We start from the raw sequence: 22454 nt of genomic DNA on the forward strand, positions 1-22454 counted from the left end.
CAGTAACAGCGGGCCGTGCCCCGTCAGCAACGTCCCCCAACTGGACCCCGGCCTCCGCCGGGGAGGTGACGGGCGAGCGATCTCGACTACCGCAAAGCGCGAACCTCCGGCGTATCTAGGCACTTCAGCAAGGCCGCCCGCGCCATCGGCGTTACCGCCGCCGGCTTCGCATACCCAGCAACCTCCACCGGCCGCCCGATAGCCACCGGCGCGAACCCGGTCTGCCCGGTACACCGCATCGCCGCCGCCAGCAGTTTCGGCGGCGTATCATACCCTTCGAACGACAGCCGGAACGTCCCCCAGTGGATCGGGATCGCGTGCGCCGCGCCGAGCCGGCGATACACTTCGACCGCATCGACCGGCCCGATATGACTCCCCGACTCCATCTGCCCATCGACGAACCGGAACGCACCGATCGGGATCAGCGCCAGCCGGATCGGCCCCAGCGCCGCCGCCTCGACCGGCCACTGACCGTCGCCCATTCCGGTATCGCCCGCAAAGAACACGTTGCCGCCCGGCAAGGTCACGACGAAGCTCGACCACAGCGCGCGGTTGCGATCGGTAAACCAGCGGCTGCCCCAATGATGGTTGCGCGTCACGGTTACGGCGACACCCGGCTTGATCGCCACCCGCTGCCCCCAGTCGAGCGCGGTCGCCGCCGCCCCGGTCTGGCCGATCACGCTGTCATTGCCCAGACTGGTGACGATCCGCGGCCGATCGCGCTGCCAGAGGCGTTGCAGCGTCACCTTGTCGAGATGGTCGTAATGATTGTGGCTGACCAGCACGAGATCGATTTTTGGCAGCGCATCGAACGCGATCCCCGGCTCGGCGACGCGATGTGGCCCTGCGCCAAGCGGCCCGGCCGTCTCCGCCCAGACCGGATCGGTGAGGATGTTGAGCCCCTGCGTCTGGACCAGCACACTAGCATGCCCGACCCACGTCACGACCATCCGCTGCCCCTGAACACGGGCCGGGGGCGCGATCCGCTGCACCGCCACCGATTTGGGCCAACCCGGCCGCCCATCGCCGCCGGTGAAATAGCGCCAGAAAAAGCCCGCGCGGCCGCCGCCACTGCCTGCCGGTTGGATTTGCTGTGTATCCGCGTCGTTGTCGGGATTGGCGAAGCGCGCGCCGTCGAAATGGCCGGTCGTCGGTCCGCGGTAATAGATGCGGTCGAGGAAGCGCGGCACGATCGTCACCGCCAGCGCGACAACCACGATCGCCAGCAGCACGACGCCCCCGACGAACTTCAACACCTGACGCACGCCGTTCCCCTATCCGTTGCCGATCCGTAACGCATCGTATCGAGCATCGTTCAGCCCGCTTGGCGCGGGCGCGCAACCCCGATAGCCTTCCGGCAAAGGGGAATCGGAAAATGCGTAAATATATCATCGGGCTATTGCTCGCGACTGCCATTCCAGCGGCGGCGCAGGCCAAAACGATCGCGGTCGAGGAACAGTCGATCGACCAGCTTCAGGCGATGTTGGCGTCAGGCAAGGCGAGCAGCGTCGATCTCGTCCGCGCCTATCTCGCACGGATCGCGGCGATGGACCGCACCGGTCCGACGCTACGCAGCGTGATCGCGCTCAACCCCGATGCACTCGCGCAGGCGAAGGCGCTCGACGCCGAGCACAAGGCCGGGCGCATGCGCGGTCCACTCCACGGCGTGCCCGTGCTGATCAAGGACAATGTCGAGACCGCCGACGCGATGCCGACCACGGCGGGCAGCTTGGCGCTGAAAGACAATTTGACGCGACGCGATGCGCCCGTGGTCGCGCAGCTGCGTGCGGCGGGGGCGGTGATCCTGGGCAAGACCAATCTCAGCGAATGGGCGAACATCCGCTCGACCCGCTCGATGAGCGGCTGGAGCGCGGTGGGCGGGTTAGTGAAAAATCCCTATGCGCTCGACCGGACCGCCTGCGGGTCGTCGAGCGGGTCGGGCGCGGCGATCGCGGCGAGCTTTGCGGCGGCGGCGATCGGGACCGAGACCGATGGCTCGGTGGTGTGTCCGTCGTCGCTCAACGGGCTGGTCGGGTTGAAGCCCACGCTCGGCCTCGTCAGCCGCATGCACGTCGTCCCGATCAGCCACAGCCAGGATACGCCCGGCCCGATGGCGCGCAGCGTCCGCGACGTGGCGACGCTGTTCTCTGCGATGATAGCTGCCGATCCGGCGGACGCGGCGACCGCGGGGGCGGGCGCGTACAAGCGCGACTATGCGGCCGGGCTGTCGACGAGCGCACTCTCCGGGCTGCGCATTGGCGTGATCCGGCCGGAGATGACCGCGGACCTTGCAGCGAAATACCAGGCCGCGCTCGACGTGCTGAAGGCGGCGGGGGCGGTGCTGGTCGAGGTGAAACAGCCCAAGCTCGACGGGCTCGGCGAGGCGGAACTGCTGGTGCTCCAGACCGAGCTGAAGGCCGACCTCGACACCTATCTCGCGACCACCCCCGCCACGGTCCGCACGCGCACGCTCGATCAGGTCATCGCGTTCAACGCGGCCAATGCGGCAACGGAAATGCCGTTCTTCGCGCAGGAGACGTTCGAGGCTGCGGCCAAGACCAAGGGGTTGAACGACCCGGCGTACAAGGCGGCGCGTGCGAAATCTCTGCGGCTGGCGGGCGCGGAGGGGATCGACGCGATGCTCAAGGCGGCAGGGGCGACGGTATTGGTCGAGCCGACCTATGGCGCGGCCTGGCTCAGCGACCCGGTGTACGGCGATCAATATGGCGGCCCGAGTTCGAGCGGGCTGCCAGCTGTTGCGGGCTATCCGAACCTGACGGTGCCGATGGGGTTGGTGCGCGGGTTGCCGGTCGGCCTGTCGTTCATCGCGACGAAATACGGGGACGCGGCGGTGCTGGGTGCGGGGTATGCGTATGAGCAGAGGGCGAGGGCGCGGGTTGCGCCGCGCTACCTACCCTCGGCAGACGCCGGCCCTGGCTTGGAGGCAGCTCGCTGACCTTACGATCCTCCCCCGCAAGGGGGAGGTGGCACCGCAGGTGACGGAGGGGGAGGACACGGAACGGCGGTTGCTCCTTTCCGCCCCCTTCCGTCTGGCAAGAGCCAGCCACCTCCCCCTGGCGGGGGAGGATCGTTAGGTCAGCGTGCTCGCTTGGCGAAATTCCACTGCCATAGCATCAGCAAGGGCACGACCACCGTCTCCATACCCAGCCCCAGCACGTGCCCCTGCGACGGTACGCCGACCGCCAGCAGCGAGATCCCCCGCGATACGCCGCCGACGAAAATGAGCCCGCCCAGCAACCGAAACCGCGCCCCCTTCCGCTCGACATCCGGAATACAGCTCAGAAACCCGAGGCCGGTCGCGAAGAATATCCCCGAGATATACCGGAAATGGCTGTCCAGATCGCGCGGCACATCGGTCAGATGCCCGAACGGCGCCGGCCCGTGCAGCACGCCCTGGCCGCCGACGATCAGCGGCAACAGGCACGCGACTGCGATCACTGCCTGCAACAGGCGCTTCTCGATCACGACAGGTCCTTCAGCAATTCCGGCCGGATCCGGAAGGCCCGCAACGACATTCGGACCTCGAAAATAAAGGATACCAGCGCCGCGATCAGCAGGATCATCGCGAGGATGAAGCACAGCGCCACCGCGGTGCCGAAATGCAGCTTGGCCAGCTCGGCGATGAACAGCAGCGCGATCAGCACGCAAGTCATGATCGCGCTCGACACCGCCAGGAACAACGCGGCGTTGATGATCGTCATCCGCCGGTCGAGCAATCGCAACTCCCAGCCATAGCGGGTCCGGTCGGCCGCCGAGAAATTTGGGTGCAACTGCTCCAGTTTCCGCGCCCGGTCGATGACCCGCGACAGGCGTCCCGCGAGCACGTTCAGCAACTGGCCGATCCCGGCGAGCATGAACACCGGCGCGAGCGAGAGCTGGATCGTCTGGGCGATGGTCGAGATGGCGGGAATGATCGGCATGCCGCCACCATGATGGGGAATGGCCGATTGCAAAAGGGGGCGATTGCAAAACAGCATGCAATCGTAACCTTCCGCGCGGTATCTAGCGGTCCATGTCCAAGCCGATGCTCCTGGCCGACTTCGTCCGGCTGCCGCCCAACGTCCGCGGCGACGTGGTCGAGGGGCTTGCCGCCGCGATCGACATCGTCGCGGAGCGGGGCGCGCACAGCCACCGCTTCCTGCGCTTCGGCTGGTACGCCGCCGCGCTCGCCGCCTATGGCGGACAGGCGCGGACGCTGGTGGTCGAGCAGGACGACGCGCCGGTCCTGACGCTGCCGTTCGTGCCGCTGGGTCCGCGTATGTTCGGGATGGCGGCGATCCCCGGCTGCTACTGGCCGTTCCGCAGCTTCGGCCTCGCGCTCGAAGCCGGCGAGCCTGCGCTGAAGACCGCACTGTCGACACTGGCGCGCCATGCGAGCGGCCTCAGAATCGGCCCGGTCCACGACAATGATCCCGCCGCCAGCGCGCTGATCGTCGCTGCCCGCGCGCAAGGCTGGACCGCGATCGATCGCACCATCGGCGATAGCTGGTCGCTAGACGTACCCCTTGCGAAAGACGGACAGCCCTGGCCACGCACCTCGACGCTGCGCAAGAACCGCTTCCACGAAAAGCACCTTGTCGAACACGGCGTACCCGATTGGCGCTTCCTGTCGGGTGCGGACTGGCCCGCCGCGTTCGCCGATCTCGGCGCGGTCGAGCAGACGAGCTGGATCGCGCACGACACCGATCGTACCGGCATGAAGTTCACCGCCGACGGACATCTCGCCTTCTGGCAGGCTGCGGTCGCCGATCCGGTGCTTGCCGCGATGTTCCGCGCCGCGCTGCTGACGGTCGACGATAGGCCCGCCGCCTTCTCGTTCGATATCGACACTGGCGAACTGCTGTACGCGGTCGCCAACAGCTACGACCCACGCTTCGCCAAGCATTCTCCCGGCAAGCTGCTCTACTGGCGTAACCTGGTCGCGGCGCAGGCGCGTGGCATTCGCCGGGTCGACTGGGGCGCCGGCGACAGCGGCTACAAGCAGGTCATCGGCGCGACGATCGACGCGCCGATCCGCGACTGGCTGCTGCTGCGCCCCGGCCTGCCGGCGCTCGCCGGTCGCCTGCTTGGCTGGATATGGCGGCGCAGCAGTCAGCGGCGCGGTTGACGCGCATCATGTCCGTGCGGCTCAGGCCACGCTAGCCGAGAACCCATCCGCCGCGCCGCGCAGCACCCCGAGCTGATCGTCGACGTCGCCGAACGCATGTCCCAGCTCGTCGATCTCGGTCGCCACCGCCTCGGTGTTCGCGCGAATGGTCGCGATCGTCGTCGACATCGAATCCGCCGCCAGCGCCGTCTCGTCGACCGCAGCGGTGATCGCGGTGACGGTGCGCGCCTGTGCCTCCATCGCATGACGGATTCGGTCGGCGCTGTGCTGCACCTCGGTCACCGTCGCCTTGATCCCCGCATTCGTCGCGACGGTCGCCGCCGTCGCCGACTGGATCGCGGCGATCTTGGCGGCGATGTCGTCCGTCGCCCGCGCGGTCTGGCTGGCGAGCGATTTTACCTCCTGCGCGACCACGGCGAAGCCGCGCCCGGCATCGCCCGCCCGCGCTGCTTCGATCGTCGCGTTCAGCGCCAGCAGGTTGGTCTGCCCGGCGATGCTGCGGATCAGCCCGAGGATCGATTCGATCGACTTGGCATGCTCGCTCAGCGCCTCGGACACGCCAACCGCCTCGCCGGTCTGCGTACAGGCACGGTCGGCGATGGCGGCGGCGGCCTCGACTTCGATGCGCGCATCCTCGATTGCGCGGATCAGCCCGGCGGTGGTCTGCGCCGCCTCGCGCATCGCCACCGCGGACTGCTCGGCCGCCGTCGCGACTTCGCTCGCCTTGCACAGCATGCCGCGGGTCGATGCCGATGCGCCCGTCGCCTGCACCCGGATCCGCGCGCCCAGTGCAGCGGTATGCTCGATCGATGCCGCGATGCTGCCCCGGAACTCGGTCGCGCGCGCCTGTCGTTCGACCCGCGCGGCCTCCGCATCGCTCGCGCCGAGATGCGAGGCCATGATGTCCGCCTCGATCAGCGCCAGCCGCTGCACCACGTCGCTGAGAGTCCGCATCGCCGCCATGTCCGCGCCCAGCCGGTTGGAGATCACGTTGAGCGTCACGCTATGCGCAAACGCCAGCGACGAGAGCAGCGCGGGCAGGGGGATGCCCGAGCGATGCGAATCCTCGGCATGGCGGATCGCCATCGCCTTCCACGCATCGTCGTTGGGCGAGATGTATTTCAGCCGGACATACTGCGCGCTCGATGCGATCCGGTGTTCGAGCACCTCGGGCGTGAAATGTCGCTCGATGTGCCGTGCCGATTCCAGCGAGAGGTAATGCCGCCAGAACGTCTCGGCGATCTCATGGCGATCGGCTGGTCCGAGCAGCGCGCTGAGCGTCGCACAGGCCGGCTCGATCAGGCCGTCCCAGTCGTAATCGTGAATGCGTTCGCGCAGCGGTCGCTGGTCGCCGCCCCAGTTTCGGGCCGGCGTGCGCGCGCCTTCACGTGTCCTTTCGGAACCGGCAGGCTGCCCCCCGTCTTGGACGGGTGGACTGGAAATCCTCTCCTGATGCTCGATCATCGCCCCCTCCTGAGGGTCCGTTATGCAGCGACCTTCGCGACGAAATCGCCCGCGCTGTTCTTGAGATTGCCCAGCCGCGTATCCAGCACGTCGAAGCCACGGCCGACGCCGTCGATCTCGGTCGCGACTGTCTCGGTATCCTCGCGGATCGCGGCGATCGTGGTCGACATCGAATCCGCCGCCAGCGCGGTCTCGTCGACCGCCGCGGTGATCGCGGTCACCGTCTGCGCCTGCGCTTCCATCGCGTAGCGGATCCGGTCGGCGCTCTCCTGCACCTCGGCCACGGTCGACTTGATCGACGCGTTTGTCTCGACGGTCGAGCGCGTCGCCGACTGGATCGCGGCGATCTTCGCGGCGATGTCGTCGGTCGCGCGTGCGGTCTGGTTGGCGAGGCTCTTCACTTCCTGCGCCACCACCGCGAAGCCGCGCCCGGCATCGCCCGCCCGCGCCGCCTCGATCGTCGCGTTTAGCGCGAGCAGGTTGGTTTGCCCGGCGATGTCGCGGATCAGGCCGAGGATCGACTCGATCGACTTGGCATGATCGCTCAGCGTCTCGGACATGCCGACCGCCTGGCCCGCCTGCGCGGACGCGCGGTTGGCGATCTCGGCGGCTGCTTCCACTTCGGTGCGCGCATCCTCGATCGCGCGGATCAGCCCGGCGGCGGTCTGCGCGGCCTCGCGCATCGCCACCGCGGATTGTTCGGCGGCGGCGGCGACTTCGCTCGCCTTGCCCAGCACCGCGCGCGTCGACGCCGAGCTGCGCATCGCCTGTTCGCGGAGCATATGGCCCTCGTCGGTCGCGGTCTCCACCATCGCCGCGATCCCGTCGCGGAACTCCGCCGCCAGCGTATCGCGCGCCACCCGCGCCGAATGCGTGCTGTACGCATTGTAGATCGCGACGGTGATCTCGCCTTCCAGCGCGGACAGCCGCATCAGCGTGTCGATATAGACCGGCAGCTTGACATCCGACCGGTCGACCCGCCGCATCAGCACCTCCAGCGCGGCACGGTCGCTCGCGCTGATCATCGACAGCAGCGCCATCGGCGACACACCGGCGACATAGGCCGCGGCGACGGAGCGCTCGACCGACTCGATCCAGGCGCGCCCGCTCGTATCGAGGAAGCGATTGCGCAGGAACGTGCAGCCGACCTCGATCATCTGCTCGGTCTCGTGCGGTGCCCAGATCCGCTCGTCGGAGAAACAGCGCAGCCACTGCTCCCAATACGCCTTCGAGACATGCGTGATCTCGGGGGCCAGCGCCGCCCAGACTTCGCGGCTCGCGTTGCTGAGCGATCCGTCGAAGTCGAAAACCCGCAGCCGTGCCGCGAGGTCGACAGAGGCCGCAATCGCGCCGGGAACCGGCAGGTCGGTGGTGGTCAAGACGATGGACTCCGGATCGGGTATGCGCATCCGGCGCTACAGCCTATGTCTTAAGGCCGGGTTAGAGATCGATCGCACTGCGGCCTTCGCGCGAAATCATTTCGCATCCGGCCCGTCCGGTAATTCCGTCCGGCATCGTGGCTCGGGCAGCAGCACGGTTTGCGGTGTCATGGGTTATCGGACCGCGCCCAATGGGTTGCATCGCAGCACGTGGTGGCTAATAGGTCGCCCGATCTATATATTGTGGACCAAGATAATTTTGGTTCGTCATCTTCTGGTTCGAGGACTCCGCCCTTGGCATCGCGCAACCCGGCACGCCCGCTTTCTCCCCATCTGCAGGTCTATAAATGGGGCCCGCACATGCTGGTCTCGATCCTGCACCGCGCGACCGGCAGCGGGATGGCGACCGTCGGCAGCCTGCTGCTCGTCTGGTGGCTCGCCGCGATCGCATCGGGCGATCAGGCGTATGCGACGTTCGTCGACGTGTTCACGACCGATACCGGCGGCCTCAATATCCTCGGCTACGTCATCGCGGTTGGCCTGACGCTGTCGCTGTTCCAGCACATGATGACCGGCATCCGCCACTTCGTGCTCGACACCGGTGCCGGCTACGAACTGAAGCGGAACAAGATGGGCGCGCTCGCGACGATGGTCGCCTCGGTCGCGTTGACGGTCGTGTTCTGGCTCTACATGGGGATCAAGTAATGGGTTCGGGTACGGCAATCGGTCGCGTCCGCGGCCTCGGCAGCGCGAAACACGGCGCGCATCACTGGTGGCAGCAACGCCTGACGGCGGGCGCCAACCTGTTCCTCATGCTGTGGCTGATGATCTCGGTCGCGCGGATGCCCGGCTATGATTACGCTGCGATCCATCTGTGGCTGGAATCGGCCTGGGTCGCGGTGCCGATGGCGCTGCTGATCCTGTCGGTGTTCTATCACTTCCGTCTCGGTCTTCAGGTCGTGATCGAGGATTACATGCACGGTGAAAGCCGTGTCGTGACGATGATCCTCCTCAACCTGTTCACCTTCACGCTGGGCGGTATCGCCCTGTTCGCGATCCTGAAGGTCGCCTTCTCCGGAGCCCCTGCGTAATGTCAGCTGCCTACAAGATCATCGATCATACCTATGATGCGGTCGTCGTCGGTGCCGGCGGTTCCGGCCTGCGCGCCACGATGGGCATCGCCGAGAGCGGCCTGAAGACCGCGTGCATCACGAAGGTCTTCCCGACCCGTTCGCACACCGTTGCAGCGCAGGGTGGCATCGCCGCGTCGCTCGGCAACAACTCACCGGATCACTGGACCTGGCACATGTTCGACACCGTCAAGGGGTCCGACTGGCTCGGCGACCAGGACGCGATCGAGTATCTGTGCCGCGAAGCCCCGCAGGCGGTCTACGAGCTCGAACATGCCGGCATGCCGTTCAGCCGTAACGAGAACGGCACGATCTATCAGCGTCCGTTCGGCGGCCACATGCAGAACATGGGCGAGGGGCCTCCGGTCCAGCGCACCGCCGCCGCCGCCGACCGTACCGGCCACGCGATGCTCCACGCGCTGTACCAGCAGAGCCTGAAGTACAATACGGACTTCTTCGTCGAGTATTTCGCACTCGACCTGATCATGGAAAACGGCGTCTGCCGCGGCGTCATCGCGCTGTGCATGGAAGACGGTTCGATCCACCGCTTCCGCAGCCACCAGACCGTGCTCGCCACCGGCGGCTATGGCCGCGTCTATTTCTCGGCGACCTCGGCGCACACCTGCACCGGCGACGGCAACGCTATGGTGCTCCGCGCCGGCCTGCCGTTGCAGGACATGGAGTTCGTCCAGTTCCACCCGACCGGCATCTACGGCGCGGGCGTGCTCATCACCGAGGGCGCACGCGGTGAGGGCGGTTACCTGACCAACTCCGAGGGCGAGCGCTTCATGGAGCGCTATGCCCCGTCGGCGAAGGACCTCGCCTCGCGCGACGTCGTCAGCCGCTCGATGGCGCTCGAAATGCGCGAAGGCCGCGGCGTCGGCAAGAACGGCGACCACATCTTCCTGCACCTCGATCACATCGATCCCAAGGTGCTCGCCGAGCGCCTGCCGGGCATCACCGAGACCGGGAAAGTCTTCGCCGGCGTCGATCTCACGCGCCAGCCGCTGCCCGTCACGCCGACGGTGCATTACAACATGGGCGGCATCCCGACCAACTTCCACGGCGAGGTCGTCAACCTCGTCGACGGCAACCCCGACGCGGTCGTCCCCGGCCTGTTCGCAGTCGGTGAGGCGGCGTGCGTCTCGGTCCACGGTGCCAACCGCCTCGGCTCGAACAGCCTGATCGATCTCGTGGTGTTCGGCCGCGCGACCGGCCTGCGCATCAAGGACACGCTGAAGCCCGGCACCGCGCACGCGCCGCTGCCCAAGGGTTCGGAAGATCTGGCGCTCACGCGTCTCGATCATTTCCGCAATGCGAGCGGCGGGTCGCCGACCGCGCAGATCCGTCTCGACATGCAGCAGACCATGCAGAAGCATTGTGCCGTGTTCCGCGACACCGAACTGCTGAACCAGGGCGTCGAGAAGATGGCCGGGATCTACAACCGGATGACCGACGTCGCCGTGAAGGATCGCAGCATGATCTGGAACACCGATCTGGTCGAGACGATGGAGCTCGACAATCTGATCGGCCAAGCCGTCGTCACGATGAATTCGGCGGCCAACCGCACCGAGTCGCGCGGCGCGCACATGCACGAGGATTTCCCCGAGCGCGACGACGCCAACTGGATGAAGCACACCATCACCACCTTCAACGGCTGGGGCGGCAAGGGCGGCGAAACCAAGATCGATTTCCGCCCGGTGCACGACTATACGCTCACCGACGACGTCGACTACATCAAGCCCAAGAAGCGGGTATATTGATGATCTGGGCCATCATCGCGATCGGGTTCTTTGTGCCGGTCGCGGTGGGGCTCTTGACGCGTTTCCAGCCGATGATTGCCGGGTTTTTGTGGCCGGCGGTCGTCGCGATCCTGACCGCGATCTACGTCTTCGGGATCGAAACCCGAGGCGTAGGCGAAGAACCCCAAAAGATCGCAATAACCTTTTACGCCCTGTTTTCGCTGGTAGGCGGAGTCCCCGGCGGACTGGTAGGCTGGATCCTCCAGCACAAGCGTTCGGCCAAACAGGTAAACTAAGTCCCGTTCTACTGCGAACGCAGGAGTCCAGGATCACAAACGCCGCGCTCCTTAACCCTCGACTCCTGCGTTCGCAGGAGAACAACTGGCTGCGACCGATTTGCTACCGCTCGACCCGACCCGCCGCGATCTTGTAAACCAGATTACGATCCCGCCGCCCGACCGCCACGACGATCACCGTCACGAGGCCGTCATCGACCCGGTACACCAACCGATACCCCGCAGCCCGCAACTTGATCTTGTAGCAGCCGGTCATCCCGTTTAGCCGTGCGCTCGCAATATGCGGTTCGCCCAACCGCTCGGTCAGCTTCGCCTTGAGTTGCTCACGAACATTGGCACCCAGCTTCTCCCATTCCCGCAGCGCACTCGGCAGGAATGCGAGGCTATAGATCGCCAAGCGACACCGCGACCGGCACTTCCTCAGCACGCGCGCGTACCAACTCAGCCAGTTCGACGTCCTCCAACCGGTCCATCAACTCTTCCCAAGCCGCAGCCGGGACGAGATACGCCGCAGGCGTATTGCGATTGAGTACCGCCACCGGAAACCCGCCTGCGGCCTCGATGACGCCGGACGGGTTCTTCTTCAGGTCGCTGATGCTAACCGTCGCGCCGGCATGAATGGTCTCGATCATGACCGTTTTATAGCACGTCAAACAGGTCTCACCAAATCACTGTGCTGATATGCAGCAACCAGCTCGGAACCCACTCCCCCCGCAGAAGTTAGCCGCGGCATGACCGACACATCCCCCGCTTCGAACGCCCGCAACTACCCGTTGCTCGCCGCCCCCCACGTCCACCTCCACGGCCCCGTCGACGACGCGATGTACGACACCTTTAAGTCGCAACTCGTCGCCGCCCCCACCGAAGGCCCGCTGGTCGTCTCGATCACCACGCTCGGCGGCGACCCCGAAGTCGCGCGCGCGATGGGCGACAACATCCGCCTGCTCCGCGAATACACCGACCGCGAGACGCTCTTCCTCGGCAAGGTCGCGGTCTACTCCGCCGGGGCGACGTTCATGTCCGCCTTCCCGGTCGACAGCCGTTTCCTGACGCGCGGCAGCCGCATCATGATCCACGAGCGCCAGATGCAGAGCACGATCGAGCTCAACGGCCCGCTCAACACGCTGTCCTACGCGCTCAAGGCTAAGCTCCACGAGATCGAGGATTCGATCAATATCCAGGAGGAAGGCTTTCGCGCGATCGTCCAGGGCTCGAAGGTATCGCTCGAGGAGCTGAAGAAGAAGGCCCCCTCCAACTGGTACATCGAAGCCGAGGAAGCCCGCGACCTCGGCCTTATCCTCGATATCATCTAAGCCCTAGGGAGCAGGCGACGCGGCAGCGTGGGTGACCCATGTTGCACCCGCGAAGCTAAGCATTTGCGAGCGGGGCCCGTGTCATGTATCGGCTTCCACAACCTATAAACACACCACGGACGGACCGCTCGCAATGGCCGAATTCTCGCTCCCGAAAAACAGCGTCGTCAAGAAGGGCGTCAAGCACGCCTCGACCAGCCAGGGTTCGGGGGACAGCAAGCGTCTGAAATCGTTCAAGGTGTATCGCTACGATCCGGATTCGGGCGAGAACCCGCGCTACGATAATTTCGAGCTCGATCTGAATGACACCGGCCCGATGGTGCTCGACGCGCTGATCAAGATGAAGAGCGAGCAGGATTCCTCGCTTACCTTCCGCCGCTCGTGCCGCGAGGGCATTTGCGGGTCGTGCTCGATGAACATCAACGGCAAGAACGGCCTCGCCTGCACGACCGCGATCGAGGATTGCAAGGGCGAGGTCCAGATCACCCCGCTGCCGCACATGGACGTGATCAAGGACCTGGTCCCCGACTTCACGCATTTCTACGCGCAATATTCGTCGATCAAGCCGTGGCTGCAGACCGTCACCCCGCCACCCTCGGGCAAGGAACGCCTCCAGTCGCCGGAAGATCGCTCGAAGCTCGACGGTCTGTACGAGTGCATCCTGTGCGCCTGCTGCTCGACCTCGTGCCCGAGCTACTGGTGGAACGCGGACAAGTTCTTGGGGCCGGCGATCCTGTTGCAGGCCTATCGCTGGCTCGCCGACAGCCGCGACGAGATGACCGGCGAGCGCCTCGACGAACTTGAGGATCCGTTCCGCCTGTATCGCTGCCACACCATCATGAACTGCGCGAACGCGTGCCCCAAGGGCCTGAACCCCGCCAAGGCGATCGCCGAGATCAAGAAGATGGAAGCCGAACGGATCGTCTGATCCTTTGGTGGAGGGGGGTGTGTTTTACGCCCGCCCCCTTCTTCCCCGCCTCAATCCGCTTCCCCCTCCGGTGCCGCTCCCCCCTCCCGTTCGTGCTGAGCGAAGTCGAAGCACCCGCTCGGGGCGGGGGATGACATTCCCAAGATCCTTCGACTTCGCTCAGGATGAACGGGGAAAGGGTTTCAAGGAAACATCTTTGACCCAACCCCATTTCCTCGAAGCCGAAGACCCAGCCAACCCCGGCTGGCGCAGCTGGTCGCTCTCCGACCCGACGCGCTTCAACACCCTCCTCGGCCCCATGCTCTACCGCGTCGACGGCCACACTGTCCGCGTCCGCATCACCCCCGAGCATCGCCACTCCAACCTCCAGAACAACGTCCACGGCGGAGCGCTCCTCGCGTTCATCGACGTAGCCCTGTTCGCGGCCGCAAGAGGCTTCGGCCTGATCACCGCCGGCACCGCGGTGACGCTCGATCTCAACACCCAGTTCATCGGCGGCGGCCGCGTCGGCGAGCCGATCGAGGCGCAGGTCGAGGTGCTCAAGGAAACCGGCCGCCTCTTGTTCCTGCGGGGCTTGGTGGTGCAAGGCGACGACGAGAACAAGATCGCCGCCTTCTCGGCCACGATCCGCAAGCCGTCCGGCAAGCCCCCAAAGGCTGACACCGCCACCTAATACCACCCCGGCGAAGGCCGGGGCCCAATTGGGACACGATCATTGTTGAAGCGCCCCGCTCCATTATCAAAACCTTCCATATTGGGCCCCGGCCTCCGCCGGGGTGGTGCAGGGGTGGCGAAGTGACCGTCCTCAAAGCCTACGAAGCCCTCGTAGCCTCAGGCGAACTCCGTCCCGACCCCGAACAAGCCGCCGCCGCCGGCCGCCTCAACACCCTCGCCACCGAACTCGGCATCCCCAAGTCCACCGGCTTCTTCGCGCGCTTCTCGAAGAAACCGGACCCCCGCGGCGTCTACCTCTGGGGCGGGGTCGGTCGCGGCAAGTCCATGCTCATGGACCTGTTCTTCGCGAACGCGCCCGTCGAAAAGAAGCGCCGCGTCCACTTCGGCGAGTTCATGCTCGAGGTCCACGCGCGCATCGCCGCCGAGCGTCGCAAGGAAGTCGGCGACCCGATCGTCCCCGTCGCCGCCGCAATCGCCGACGAGACCCGCCTGCTCGCGTTCGACGAGATGATGGTCACCAACAGCCCCGACGCGATGATCCTGTCGCGGCTGGTGACCTCGCTGCTCGATTCCGGCGTGACGATCGTCACCACCTCGAACCGGCCGCCGTCCGATCTCTACAAGAACGGCCTCAACCGCGAGCATTTCCTGCCCTTCATCGCGACGATCGAACACCGCCTCGACGTGCTCCCGCTCAACGGCCCGGTCGACTATCGCCGCGATCGTCTCGGCAGCCAGGACACCTGGCTCGTCCCCAATGGCCCCGAGGCGACCGCGCAGCTCTCCGCCGCGTTCTTCCGCCTCACCGACTTCTCGACCGACGACAGCGAGCACGTCCCCGCCGAAGACCTCGTGGTGCAGGGCCGCACGCTGCGGGTGCCGAAATCGCTCAAGGGCGTCGCGGTGTTCAGTTTCAAGAAGCTGTGCGGCGAGGCGAGGGGAGTGGCCGACTACCTCGCCATCGCGCGGAAATTCCACACCGTCATCCTCGTCGGCATCCCTAAGCTCGGGCCGGAGAACCGCAACGAGGCGGCACGGTTCGTGGCGCTGATCGACGCGCTGTACGAGCACAAGGTGAAGTTGCTTGCGGCTGCGGATGCGCAACCCGGCGACCTTTACCAGAGTGGCGACGGCAGGTTCGAGTTCGACCGCACGATCAGCCGTTTGGAAGAGATGCGCTCCGAGGAATATTTGGCGGAAGGCCACCTCTGACCGACCCCTCCGGTCATCCTGACGAAAGTCAGGACCCAGAGCCACGAATGCTGCGTTTGGTATCCTGGGTCCTGACTTTCGTCAGGATGACGAAGCCGGCAAAGCTTATTGCACATGAGAACCAATCGCAATAACAACCCGCTTTTGTCCTTTTAACGGTTGCCGTAGCGCCATAATGCGCGTAACCGGCGTCACCAATCACCCCGCACATCAGACGGAGACGGATTGGAATGGCTCGCAAGAAGATCGCGCTGATCGGCGCCGGTAACATCGGCGGCACGCTCGCGCACCTCGCAGCACTCAAGGGCCTTGGCGATATCGTCCTGTTCGACGTGGCCGAGGGCATCCCCCAGGGCAAGGCGCTCGACCTGTCGCAGTGCGGCCCGGTCGAGGGCTTCGACTCGCAGATCACCGGCTCGAACGACTATGCCGACATCGCCGGCGCGGACGTCATCATCGTCACCGCCGGTGTCGCACGGAAGCCCGGAATGAGCCGCGACGACCTGCTCGGCATCAACCTTAAGGTCATGAAGGCCGTCGGCGAGGGCATCAAGGCCAACGCACCCGACGCGTTCGTGATCTGCATCACCAACCCGCTCGACGCGATGGTGTGGGCGCTCCGCGAGTTCTCAGGCCTGCCGCACCACATGGTGGTCGGCATGGCCGGCGTTCTCGACTCGGCACGCTTCAGCCACTTCCTCGCCGACGAGTTCAAGGTCTCGGTCAAGGACGTCACTAGCTTCGTGCTCGGCGGCCACGGCGACACGATGGTCCCGGTCATCAGCTACTCGACCGTGTCGGGCATCCCGGTTCCCGATCTCATCGCGATGGGCATGTCGAGCCAGGAAAAGATCGACGCGATCGTCAAGCGCACGCGCGGCGGCGGCGGCGAGATCGTCGCGCTGCTGAAGACGGGCTCGGCGTATTACGCACCGGCGACCAGCGGCATCGCGATGGCCGAGGCGTATCTGTACGACCAGAAGCGCGTGCTGCCCGCGGCGGCGTATGTTTCGGGCGAGTACGGCCTTACCGATCTGTACGTCGGCGTGCCGGTGGTGATCGGGGCTGGTGGCGTCGAGAGGATCGTCGAGATCAAGCTCGACGACGAGGCCAAGGGCAACCTCCAGGTCTCGGTCGACGCGGTCAAGGAACTGATCGTGGCCTGCAAGGGTATCGATGGTTCGCTGAACCGATTTGAGTAATTGAACTGATTTGAGGTGAGGTAAGGATCGCACCACCCCGGCGAAGGCCGGGGCCCAATTGGGAAGTCCCCGCTGATGGAAGAACAAGCGTTCGTCTACATCATGGCCAGCGGATATAATGGCACGATCTACCTCGGCTCGACGTTGAACCTGGCGAAGCGCGTGTGGGAACACCGCAACGCCGTCGTCGCCGGGTTCACGAAGAAATACGACTGCAAGCTGCTCGTCTGGTATGAGTTGGCCGGTAGTTGGGAAGCCGCCCGGCAGCGTGAGCTGCACATGAAGGAGTGGAAACGAGACTGGAAACTGCGTGAGATCAACGGTTTCAATCCCACTTGGGACGACCTTTACGATCGCATCGCACGACCATGACCGCTTTCTCAATTGGGCCCCGGCCTTCGCCGGGGTGGTAAGGAACGAGACAAGATGAGCATCCTCGTCGACAAGAACACCAAGGTCATCACCCAGGGCATGACCGGCGAAACCGGCAGCTTCCACACCAAGATGGCGCTGGAATACGGCACGCAGATGGTCGGTGGCGTCACGCCCGGCAAGGGCGGCACGACCCACCTCGACCTCCCCGTCTACAACACCGTCGCCGAAGCCAAGGCGATGACCGGCGCGACCGCGTCGGTCATCTACGTGCCGCCCCCCTTCGCCGCCGATTCTATCCTCGAGGCGATCGACGCCGAGATCGAGCTGATCGTCGCGATCACCGAGGGCATTCCGGTGCTCGACATGGTCAAGGTCAAGCGCGCGCTGTCGGGCTCCAAGTCGCGCCTGATCGGCCCGAACTGCCCCGGCGTGCTGACCCCCGGTGAGTGCAAGATCGGCATCATGCCCGGCTCGATCTTCAAGAAGGGCTCGGTCGGCGTTGTCAGCCGTTCAGGCACGCTCACCTATGAGGCGGTGTTCCAGACGTCGAACGCAGGTCTCGGTCAGACGACCGCGGTTGGCATCGGTGGCGATCCGGTCAACGGCACGAACTTCATCGACGTGCTCGAGCTGTTCCTGGCCGACGACGAAACCCAGTCGATCATCATGATCGGCGAAATCGGCGGCGACGCAGAAGAGCAGGCGGCACAGTTCCTCCGCGACGAAGCCAAGCGCGGTCGGTCGAAGCCGATGGCAGGCTTCATCGCCGGTCGTACGGCACCTCCGGGGCGCCGCATGGGCCATGCCGGCGCGATCGTGTCGGGCGGCAAGGGCGACGCGGAGAGCAAGATCGCGGCGATGGAAGCTGCCGGGATCAAGGTCTCGGAAAGCCCCAGCCTGCTCGGCGAGACGCTACTGAGCGTGTTGAAGGGCTGAACATATCGTCATCCCGGGCTTGACCCGGGATCCAGGGTCGCCAGCGCGCCGCCCGTAACTCTGGGTCCCGGGGCGAGCCCGGGATGACGAAATTCTTAGCGGCTAGGACGAGAACGATGGGCTACGAAGGCCAGGATTTCAGCGATATCGCAGCCGGCGTCAGCCCGGCGTTCGTGGAGACGCTCTACGCCAAGTTCAACGCGGACCCGGCCTCGGTCGAATCCGGTTGGCGCGCGTTCTTTGAGGGTCTCGAAGGTTCCGCGCAGGGCCCGAGCTGGGAGAGCGCCCGCTGGCCGCTCACCACCACGGACGACCTGACCGCAGCGCTCGATCCCACCCAGATGGAGCCCGCGCCCAAGCCCGCAAAGGGCGGCAAGCCCGCCCCCGCCGCAGCGGCACCCGCGCCCGTCTCGAAGGAAGAGATCGCCAAGGCCGCCGCCGATGCGATCCGCGCGCAGCTGCTCGTCCGCACCTACCGCGTCCGTGGCCATCTCGCCGCCAATCTCGACCCGCTCGGCCTGTCGAAGCGCGAGATGCCCGAGGATCTGAAGACCGAATATCACGGCTTCTCCGACGCCGACATCGATCGGAAGGTCTATCTCGGCGGCACGATGGGCTTCGAATGGGTCTCGATCCGCGAGCTCGTCGACACGTTGCGCAAGAATTACTGCGGCAATGTCGGCCTCGAATACATGCACATCTCCGACGTCGAGGAGCGCCGCTTCCTCCAGGAGCGCATGGAAGGCCAGGACAAGGCGATCGAATTCTCCACCGACGGCAAGAAGGCGATCCTCACCAAGGTGATCCAGGCCGAGCAGTGGGAGAAATTCCTCGGCAAGAAGTATGTCGGCACGAAGCGCTTCGGCCTCGACGGCGGCGAATCGATGATCCCCGCGCTCGAAAGCGTGATCAAGTATGGCGGCCAGATGGGCGTGCGCGAGCTCGTCATCGGCATGGCGCACCGCGGTCGCCTCAACGTGCTCGCCAACGTGATGGCCAAGCCGTTGCGCGTGATCTTCCACGAATTCGCCGGCGGTTCGGCCAATCCCGACGACATCGGCGGTTCGGGCGACGTGAAATATCACCTCGGCACCAGTACCGATCGCGAGTTCGACGGTCACAAGGTTCACATGAGCCTCGTCGCCAACCCGTCGCATCTCGAAGCCGCCGACCCGGTCGTGCTCGGCAAGACTCGCGCGATCCAGACGCTCAACAACGACCTCAAGGATCACGTCGCGAGCTTGCCCGTGCTGATCCACGGCGACGCCGCGTTCGCCGGGCAGGGGATCGTCTGGGAGTGCCTCGGCTTCTCGGGAATCCGCGGCTACAACACCGGCGGCTGCGTCCACTTCATCATCAACAACCAGGTCGGCTTCACGACCTCGCCGCAGTTCGCGCGCTCGTCGCCCTACCCGTCGGACGTCGCCAAGGGCGTTCAGGCGCCGGTCTTCCACGTCAACGGCGACGATCCCGAGGCGGTCACCTTCGCGACCAAGATGGCGATGGAATTCCGCCAGAAGTTCCACCGCGACATCGTCATCGACATGTGGTGCTATCGCCGCTTCGGCCATAACGAGGGCGACGAGCCGTCCTTCACGCAGCCGCTGATGTACGACATCATCCGCAAGCACCCGGGCGTCAGCTCGGTGTACGGCGATCGCCTGATCAAGGAAGGCGTGATCGACCAGCCCTGGATCGACGAGAACGTGAAGGAATTCACGCTCCGTCTCGAGGGCGAGTTCGAAGCCGGGTCGTCGTACAAGCCCAACAAAGCCGACTGGTTCGGCGGTCGCTGGACCGGCCTCAGCGCGCCGACCGATGGCGGTTCCGCGCGGCGCAACGTCGAGACCGGTCTCAGCCAGAAGCTGTTCGACTCGCTCGGCCGTACGCTGACCACGATCCCCGACAGCGTGAAGATCCACAAGACGCTCAACCGCGTAATCGATGCCAAGCGCGAGATGTTCAAGTCGGGCAAGGGCTTCGACTGGGCGACCGGCGAAGCGCTCGCATTCGGCGGCCTGCTCTCGGAAGGGTACGGCGTCCGCCTGTCCGGCCAGGATTCGGGCCGCGGCACCTTCTCGCAGCGCCACGCGGTCTGGGTCGACCAGACCGACGAGCATAAGTACGTGCCGTTGCAGGAAATCGAACACGGTCGCTTCGAAGTGCTCGACAGCCCGCTCAGCGAGTACGGCGTGCTCGGGTTCGAGTACGGCTACGCGCTCGCCGATCCGAAGACGCTGGTCCTCTGGGAGGCGCAGTTCGGTGATTTCGTCAACGGCGCGCAGATCATGATCGATCAGTTCATCACGTCCGGTGAGTCGAAGTGGCTCCGCGCCAACGGCCTCGTGATGCTGCTCCCGCACGGCTATGAAGGGCAGGGGCCTGAGCACAGCTCGGCGCGTCCCGAGCGTTTCCTTCAGTCGTGCGCCGACGACAACATCCAGGTCGCGAACTGCACCAGCCCGGCGAACTATTTCCACCTGCTCCGCCGGCAGATGCACCGCAACTTCCGCAAGCCGCTGATCGTGATGACGCCCAAGTCGTTGTTGCGGCACAAGCTGGCCGTGTCGAACGCCGAGGATTTCCAGGGCGACAGCCACTTCCGTCGTCTCCTGTCCGACACCAACGGTGCGGCGGACGTCGATACGAAGCGGCTCGTGCTGTGCACCGGCAAGGTCGCGTACGACCTGATCGAGGCACGCGATGCCCACGGCGACACGGACACCCAGATCGTTCGCGTCGAGCAGCTCTATCCCTTCCCGGGCGAGCCGATCGCCGAACGCGTCGCGCGGATGCCGAACCTCGAAGAGATCGTCTGGGCGCAGGAAGAGCCGAAGAACAACGGCTATTGGTTCTTCGTCGAGCCACTGATCGAGGAGGCGCTGGCGACGGTGAACTCACCTGTGAAGCGCGCGCGCTATGCCGGGCGCAACGCGTCGGCGTCGCCCGCGACCGGGCTGATGAAGCGTCACCAGGCCGAGCAGGGCGCGCTCGTCGCCGACGCACTCGGCCACAACGTCCGCGACGAAATCCGCCGCACCCGCGCATCGTAACACCGTCCCCTTGCTGTTCCCCGGCGAAGGCCGGGGCCCAGTTGGGGGACGTCAGTAGCTGAAGATAAGCTTTCCCACCTGGGCCCCGGCCTTCGCCGGGGAACGATAGGAAGATAGAACATGGCAACCGAAGTCACCGTCCCCGTCCTGGGTGAATCGATCACCGAAGCCACCCTCGGCGAGTGGCTGAAGCAGCCCGGCGACCCCGTCGCGGTCGACGAGCCGATCGCCAGCCTCGAGACCGACAAGGTCTCGGTCGAGGTCCCGTCGCCGGTCGCCGGCGTCATGGGCCAGCACGCCGTCGCCGTCGGTGACACCGTGCAGGTCGGCGCGATGCTCGCCACGATCGACTCGGGTGACGGCGCCGCCGCGTCGGCTCCTGCGCCCGCACCTGCTGCGACGGCAACCCCCGCTGCTCCCGCCGCCAAGGACGAGTCCGGCGCAGGCTACGGCGACCAGCCCGGCGCCGGCACCAGCGACTCGCCCGCCGCACTCTCCCCGTCGGTGCGCCGCGCCGTGCTCGAGCACGGCGTCGACCCGGGCACCGTTAAGGGCACCGGCCGCGACGGTAGAATCACCAAGGAAGACGTGACCGCCGCCGCGTCGAGCAAGCCAGCGCCTGCTCCCGCCGCAGCGCCCGCTCCGGCAGCAGCCCCCGCCGCCGCATCGGGTCGCGGCGAAGAGCGCGTGCGCATGACGCGCCTCCGCCAGACGATCGCCAAGCGCCTCAAGGAAGCGCAGAACACCGCCGCGATGCTGACGACGTTCAACGACGTCGACATGACCGCGGTGATCGAGGCGCGCGCCAAGTACAAGGACCTGTTCGAGAAGAAGCACGGCGTCCGGTTGGGCTTCATGGGCTTCTTCGTGAAGGCCGCGACGATGGCGCTGCGCGACATCCCGTCGGTCAACGCATCGATCGACGGCGACGACATCGTCTATCACGATTACGCCGACATCTCGGTCGCGGTGTCGTCGCCGGGCGGCCTCGTCGTCCCCGTGATCCGTGACGCCGACCAGATGTCGGTCGCGACGATCGAGAAGACGATCGGCGACTTCGGCAAGCGCGCGAAGGAAGGCGCGCTCAAGATGGACGAGATGAAGGGCGGCACCTTCACGATCTCGAACGGCGGCGTGTTCGGCTCGCTGATGTCGACCCCGATCATCAATCCGCCGCAGTCCGCCGTGCTGGGCCTCCACCGCATCGAGGAGCGCCCGGTCGTCGTGAACGGCGAGATCGTCATCCGCCCGATGATGTACCTCGCGCTCAGCTACGACCACCGCCTGATCGACGGCCGCGAAGCCGTGACGTTCCTCGTCGCGCTGAAAAATGCTATCGAGGATCCGACGCGGATTCTTATCGACCTGTGAGGTAGCAATGGACTGGCGCGACCACATTCACTCGGACCCCGGGATCATGGGCGGCAAGCCCGTTTTTCGGGGTACGCGCTATACCGTGGAACGCGTCCTGAAGCTGGTCGGTGCGGGTTGGTCTTATGACCAGATCGCGGAAGAATATCCGGGGGTGCTTTCCGAGCACCTCCGCGCCGCCGCCTTGTTTGCCGCAGATCTCATGCACGACGAAAGCTATGTCGCGATCGGTCGGGCACGCGCGGCTTGA

General features: G+C 65.7%; 23 protein-coding genes. 16 read left to right on the forward strand and 7 right to left on the reverse strand.

What is annotated here, in order from left to right; genetic code table 11:
• Positions 1-86: 86 nt before the first annotated feature.
• Positions 87-1256 (reverse strand): MBL fold metallo-hydrolase, encoded by a 1170-nt coding sequence (locus SPHN_RS08570; RefSeq protein ID WP_248522976.1) that lies wholly within the window; start codon positions 1254-1256, stop codon positions 87-89.
• 119 nt (positions 1257-1375) lie between these two features.
• Here SPHN_RS08570 and SPHN_RS08575 point away from each other — a divergent pair, with 119 nt between their 5' ends.
• Positions 1376-2956 (forward strand): amidase, encoded by a 1581-nt coding sequence (locus SPHN_RS08575; protein ID WP_248522717.1) that lies wholly within the window; start codon positions 1376-1378, stop codon positions 2954-2956.
• A gap of 140 nt (positions 2957-3096) precedes the next feature.
• Here the strand turns inward: SPHN_RS08575 and SPHN_RS08580 are convergent, their stop codons facing one another.
• Together SPHN_RS08580 and SPHN_RS08585 are read right to left on the reverse strand one after the other, a co-directional pair.
• A complete protein-coding gene (locus SPHN_RS08580; protein ID WP_248522718.1) occupies positions 3097-3486 on the reverse strand; it encodes a DUF4345 domain-containing protein in 390 nt (129 codons plus the stop codon).
• Positions 3483-3941 (reverse strand): DUF2721 domain-containing protein, encoded by a 459-nt coding sequence (locus SPHN_RS08585; protein ID WP_093398747.1) that lies wholly within the window; start codon positions 3939-3941, stop codon positions 3483-3485. Before SPHN_RS08585 ends, SPHN_RS08580 begins: the two co-directional genes overlap by 4 nt.
• A 92-nt stretch (positions 3942-4033) precedes the next feature.
• Between SPHN_RS08585 and SPHN_RS08590 the strand changes: the two genes are divergently transcribed.
• The gene (locus SPHN_RS08590; RefSeq protein ID WP_248522719.1) at positions 4034-5128 is read left to right on the forward strand and encodes a GNAT family N-acetyltransferase; all 1095 of its coding nucleotides are present in this window, start codon (positions 4034-4036) and stop codon (positions 5126-5128) included.
• A 21-nt stretch (positions 5129-5149) separates the two neighbouring features.
• On the opposite strand, the gene SPHN_RS08595 is transcribed toward SPHN_RS08590, so the two are convergent.
• Positions 5150-6592, reverse strand: a complete 1443-nt coding sequence (locus SPHN_RS08595; RefSeq protein ID WP_248522720.1) for a methyl-accepting chemotaxis protein — start codon at positions 6590-6592, stop codon at positions 5150-5152.
• Positions 6593-6612: 20 nt separating this feature from the next.
• Positions 6613-7956, reverse strand: a complete 1344-nt coding sequence (locus tag SPHN_RS08600) for a methyl-accepting chemotaxis protein (protein WP_248522977.1) — start codon at positions 7954-7956, stop codon at positions 6613-6615.
• Between the two features lie 309 nt (positions 7957-8265).
• Between SPHN_RS08600 and sdhC the strand changes: the two genes are divergently transcribed.
• Genes sdhC through SPHN_RS08620 form a run of 4 tightly spaced genes read left to right on the forward strand, consistent with a single transcriptional unit; the run spans position 8266 to position 11139 of the window.
• The gene (gene sdhC / locus SPHN_RS08605; protein WP_282580499.1) at positions 8266-8676 is read left to right on the forward strand and encodes a succinate dehydrogenase, cytochrome b556 subunit; all 411 of its coding nucleotides are present in this window, start codon (positions 8266-8268) and stop codon (positions 8674-8676) included.
• A complete protein-coding gene (gene sdhD, locus SPHN_RS08610; RefSeq protein ID WP_248522721.1) occupies positions 8676-9062 on the forward strand; it encodes a succinate dehydrogenase, hydrophobic membrane anchor protein in 387 nt (128 codons plus the stop codon). Before sdhC ends, sdhD begins: the two co-directional genes overlap by 1 nt.
• A complete protein-coding gene (gene sdhA / locus SPHN_RS08615; protein WP_056016680.1) occupies positions 9062-10864 on the forward strand; it encodes a succinate dehydrogenase flavoprotein subunit in 1803 nt (600 codons plus the stop codon). Before sdhD ends, sdhA begins: the two co-directional genes overlap by 1 nt.
• Positions 10864-11139, forward strand: coding sequence for a hypothetical protein (locus tag SPHN_RS08620; RefSeq protein WP_248522722.1), 276 nt, complete (start codon positions 10864-10866; stop codon positions 11137-11139). The genes sdhA and SPHN_RS08620 overlap by 1 nt, the downstream gene beginning before the upstream one ends.
• Positions 11140-11242: 103 nt before the next feature.
• Here the strand turns inward: SPHN_RS08620 and SPHN_RS08625 are convergent, their stop codons facing one another.
• Entirely contained in the window at positions 11243-11536 is a 294-nt protein-coding gene (locus SPHN_RS08625; RefSeq protein WP_282580500.1) for a type II toxin-antitoxin system RelE family toxin, read from the reverse strand.
• Positions 11523-11771, reverse strand: a complete 249-nt coding sequence (locus SPHN_RS08630) for a type II toxin-antitoxin system Phd/YefM family antitoxin (RefSeq protein ID WP_248522723.1) — start codon at positions 11769-11771, stop codon at positions 11523-11525. The genes SPHN_RS08625 and SPHN_RS08630 overlap by 14 nt, the downstream gene beginning before the upstream one ends.
• Before the next feature lie 99 nt (positions 11772-11870).
• Here SPHN_RS08630 and SPHN_RS08635 point away from each other — a divergent pair, with 99 nt between their 5' ends.
• From SPHN_RS08635 to SPHN_RS08680, 10 genes are all read left to right on the forward strand, one after another.
• Positions 11871-12452, forward strand: a complete 582-nt coding sequence (locus SPHN_RS08635) for a ClpP family protease (protein ID WP_248522724.1) — start codon at positions 11871-11873, stop codon at positions 12450-12452.
• A 133-nt stretch (positions 12453-12585) separates the two neighbouring features.
• On the forward strand, positions 12586-13380 hold the full coding sequence (locus tag SPHN_RS08640) for a succinate dehydrogenase iron-sulfur subunit (protein WP_248522725.1): 795 nt from the start codon (positions 12586-12588) through the stop codon (positions 13378-13380).
• A 196-nt stretch (positions 13381-13576) separates the two neighbouring features.
• Positions 13577-14053: a PaaI family thioesterase gene (locus SPHN_RS08645; protein WP_248522726.1), complete on the forward strand. Its 477-nt coding sequence runs from the start codon at positions 13577-13579 to the stop codon at positions 14051-14053.
• 122 nt (positions 14054-14175) lie between these two features.
• Complete coding sequence (gene zapE / locus SPHN_RS08650) at positions 14176-15267, forward strand: cell division protein ZapE (protein ID WP_248522728.1); 1092 nt, start codon at positions 14176-14178, stop codon at positions 15265-15267.
• Between the two features lie 230 nt (positions 15268-15497).
• Positions 15498-16469, forward strand: coding sequence for a malate dehydrogenase (gene mdh / locus SPHN_RS08655; protein ID WP_248522729.1), 972 nt, complete (start codon positions 15498-15500; stop codon positions 16467-16469).
• A 75-nt stretch (positions 16470-16544) separates the two neighbouring features.
• Positions 16545-16841, forward strand: coding sequence for a GIY-YIG nuclease family protein (locus tag SPHN_RS08660; protein ID WP_248522730.1), 297 nt, complete (start codon positions 16545-16547; stop codon positions 16839-16841).
• 54 nt (positions 16842-16895) lie between these two features.
• Entirely contained in the window at positions 16896-17780 is an 885-nt protein-coding gene (sucD, locus tag SPHN_RS08665; RefSeq protein WP_056047458.1) for a succinate--CoA ligase subunit alpha, read from the forward strand.
• Between the two features lie 116 nt (positions 17781-17896).
• A complete protein-coding gene (locus tag SPHN_RS08670; protein WP_248522731.1) occupies positions 17897-20833 on the forward strand; it encodes a 2-oxoglutarate dehydrogenase E1 component in 2937 nt (978 codons plus the stop codon).
• Between the two features lie 120 nt (positions 20834-20953).
• The gene (gene odhB, locus SPHN_RS08675; RefSeq protein ID WP_248522732.1) at positions 20954-22204 is read left to right on the forward strand and encodes a 2-oxoglutarate dehydrogenase complex dihydrolipoyllysine-residue succinyltransferase; all 1251 of its coding nucleotides are present in this window, start codon (positions 20954-20956) and stop codon (positions 22202-22204) included.
• Between the two features lie 7 nt (positions 22205-22211).
• Complete coding sequence (locus SPHN_RS08680) at positions 22212-22454, forward strand: DUF433 domain-containing protein (protein WP_147079310.1); 243 nt, start codon at positions 22212-22214, stop codon at positions 22452-22454.

This window comes from Sphingomonas faeni (genome assembly GCF_023195535.1).
Classification (GTDB): Bacteria; Pseudomonadota; Alphaproteobacteria; order Sphingomonadales; family Sphingomonadaceae; genus Sphingomonas; species Sphingomonas faeni_B.

Bases quoted from the DNA above. Each gene is read 5' to 3' on its own strand.
- SPHN_RS08635 (WP_248522724.1), top strand. From the start codon at position 11,871: ATGACCGACACATCCCCCGCTTCGAACGCCCGCAACTACCCGTTGCTC.
- mdh (WP_248522729.1), top strand. From the start codon at position 15,498: ATGGCTCGCAAGAAGATCGCGCTGATCGGCGCCGGTAACATCGGCGGC.
- SPHN_RS08640 (WP_248522725.1), top strand. From the start codon at position 12,586: ATGGCCGAATTCTCGCTCCCGAAAAACAGCGTCGTCAAGAAGGGCGTC.
- SPHN_RS08620 (WP_248522722.1), top strand. From the start codon at position 10,864: ATGATCTGGGCCATCATCGCGATCGGGTTCTTTGTGCCGGTCGCGGTG.
- sdhA (WP_056016680.1), top strand. From the start codon at position 9,062: ATGTCAGCTGCCTACAAGATCATCGATCATACCTATGATGCGGTCGTC.
- SPHN_RS08630 (WP_248522723.1), bottom strand. From the start codon at position 11,771: ATGATCGAGACCATTCATGCCGGCGCGACGGTTAGCATCAGCGACCTG.
- SPHN_RS08595 (WP_248522720.1), bottom strand. From the start codon at position 6,592: ATGATCGAGCATCAGGAGAGGATTTCCAGTCCACCCGTCCAAGACGGG.
- SPHN_RS08590 (WP_248522719.1), top strand. From the start codon at position 4,034: ATGTCCAAGCCGATGCTCCTGGCCGACTTCGTCCGGCTGCCGCCCAAC.
- odhB (WP_248522732.1), top strand. From the start codon at position 20,954: ATGGCAACCGAAGTCACCGTCCCCGTCCTGGGTGAATCGATCACCGAA.
- SPHN_RS08575 (WP_248522717.1), top strand. From the start codon at position 1,376: ATGCGTAAATATATCATCGGGCTATTGCTCGCGACTGCCATTCCAGCG.
- sdhD (WP_248522721.1), top strand. From the start codon at position 8,676: ATGGGTTCGGGTACGGCAATCGGTCGCGTCCGCGGCCTCGGCAGCGCG.
- SPHN_RS08660 (WP_248522730.1), top strand. From the start codon at position 16,545: ATGGAAGAACAAGCGTTCGTCTACATCATGGCCAGCGGATATAATGGC.
- sucD (WP_056047458.1), top strand. From the start codon at position 16,896: ATGAGCATCCTCGTCGACAAGAACACCAAGGTCATCACCCAGGGCATG.
- SPHN_RS08680 (WP_147079310.1), top strand. From the start codon at position 22,212: ATGGACTGGCGCGACCACATTCACTCGGACCCCGGGATCATGGGCGGC.
- SPHN_RS08670 (WP_248522731.1), top strand. From the start codon at position 17,897: ATGGGCTACGAAGGCCAGGATTTCAGCGATATCGCAGCCGGCGTCAGC.
- SPHN_RS08585 (WP_093398747.1), bottom strand. From the start codon at position 3,941: ATGCCGATCATTCCCGCCATCTCGACCATCGCCCAGACGATCCAGCTC.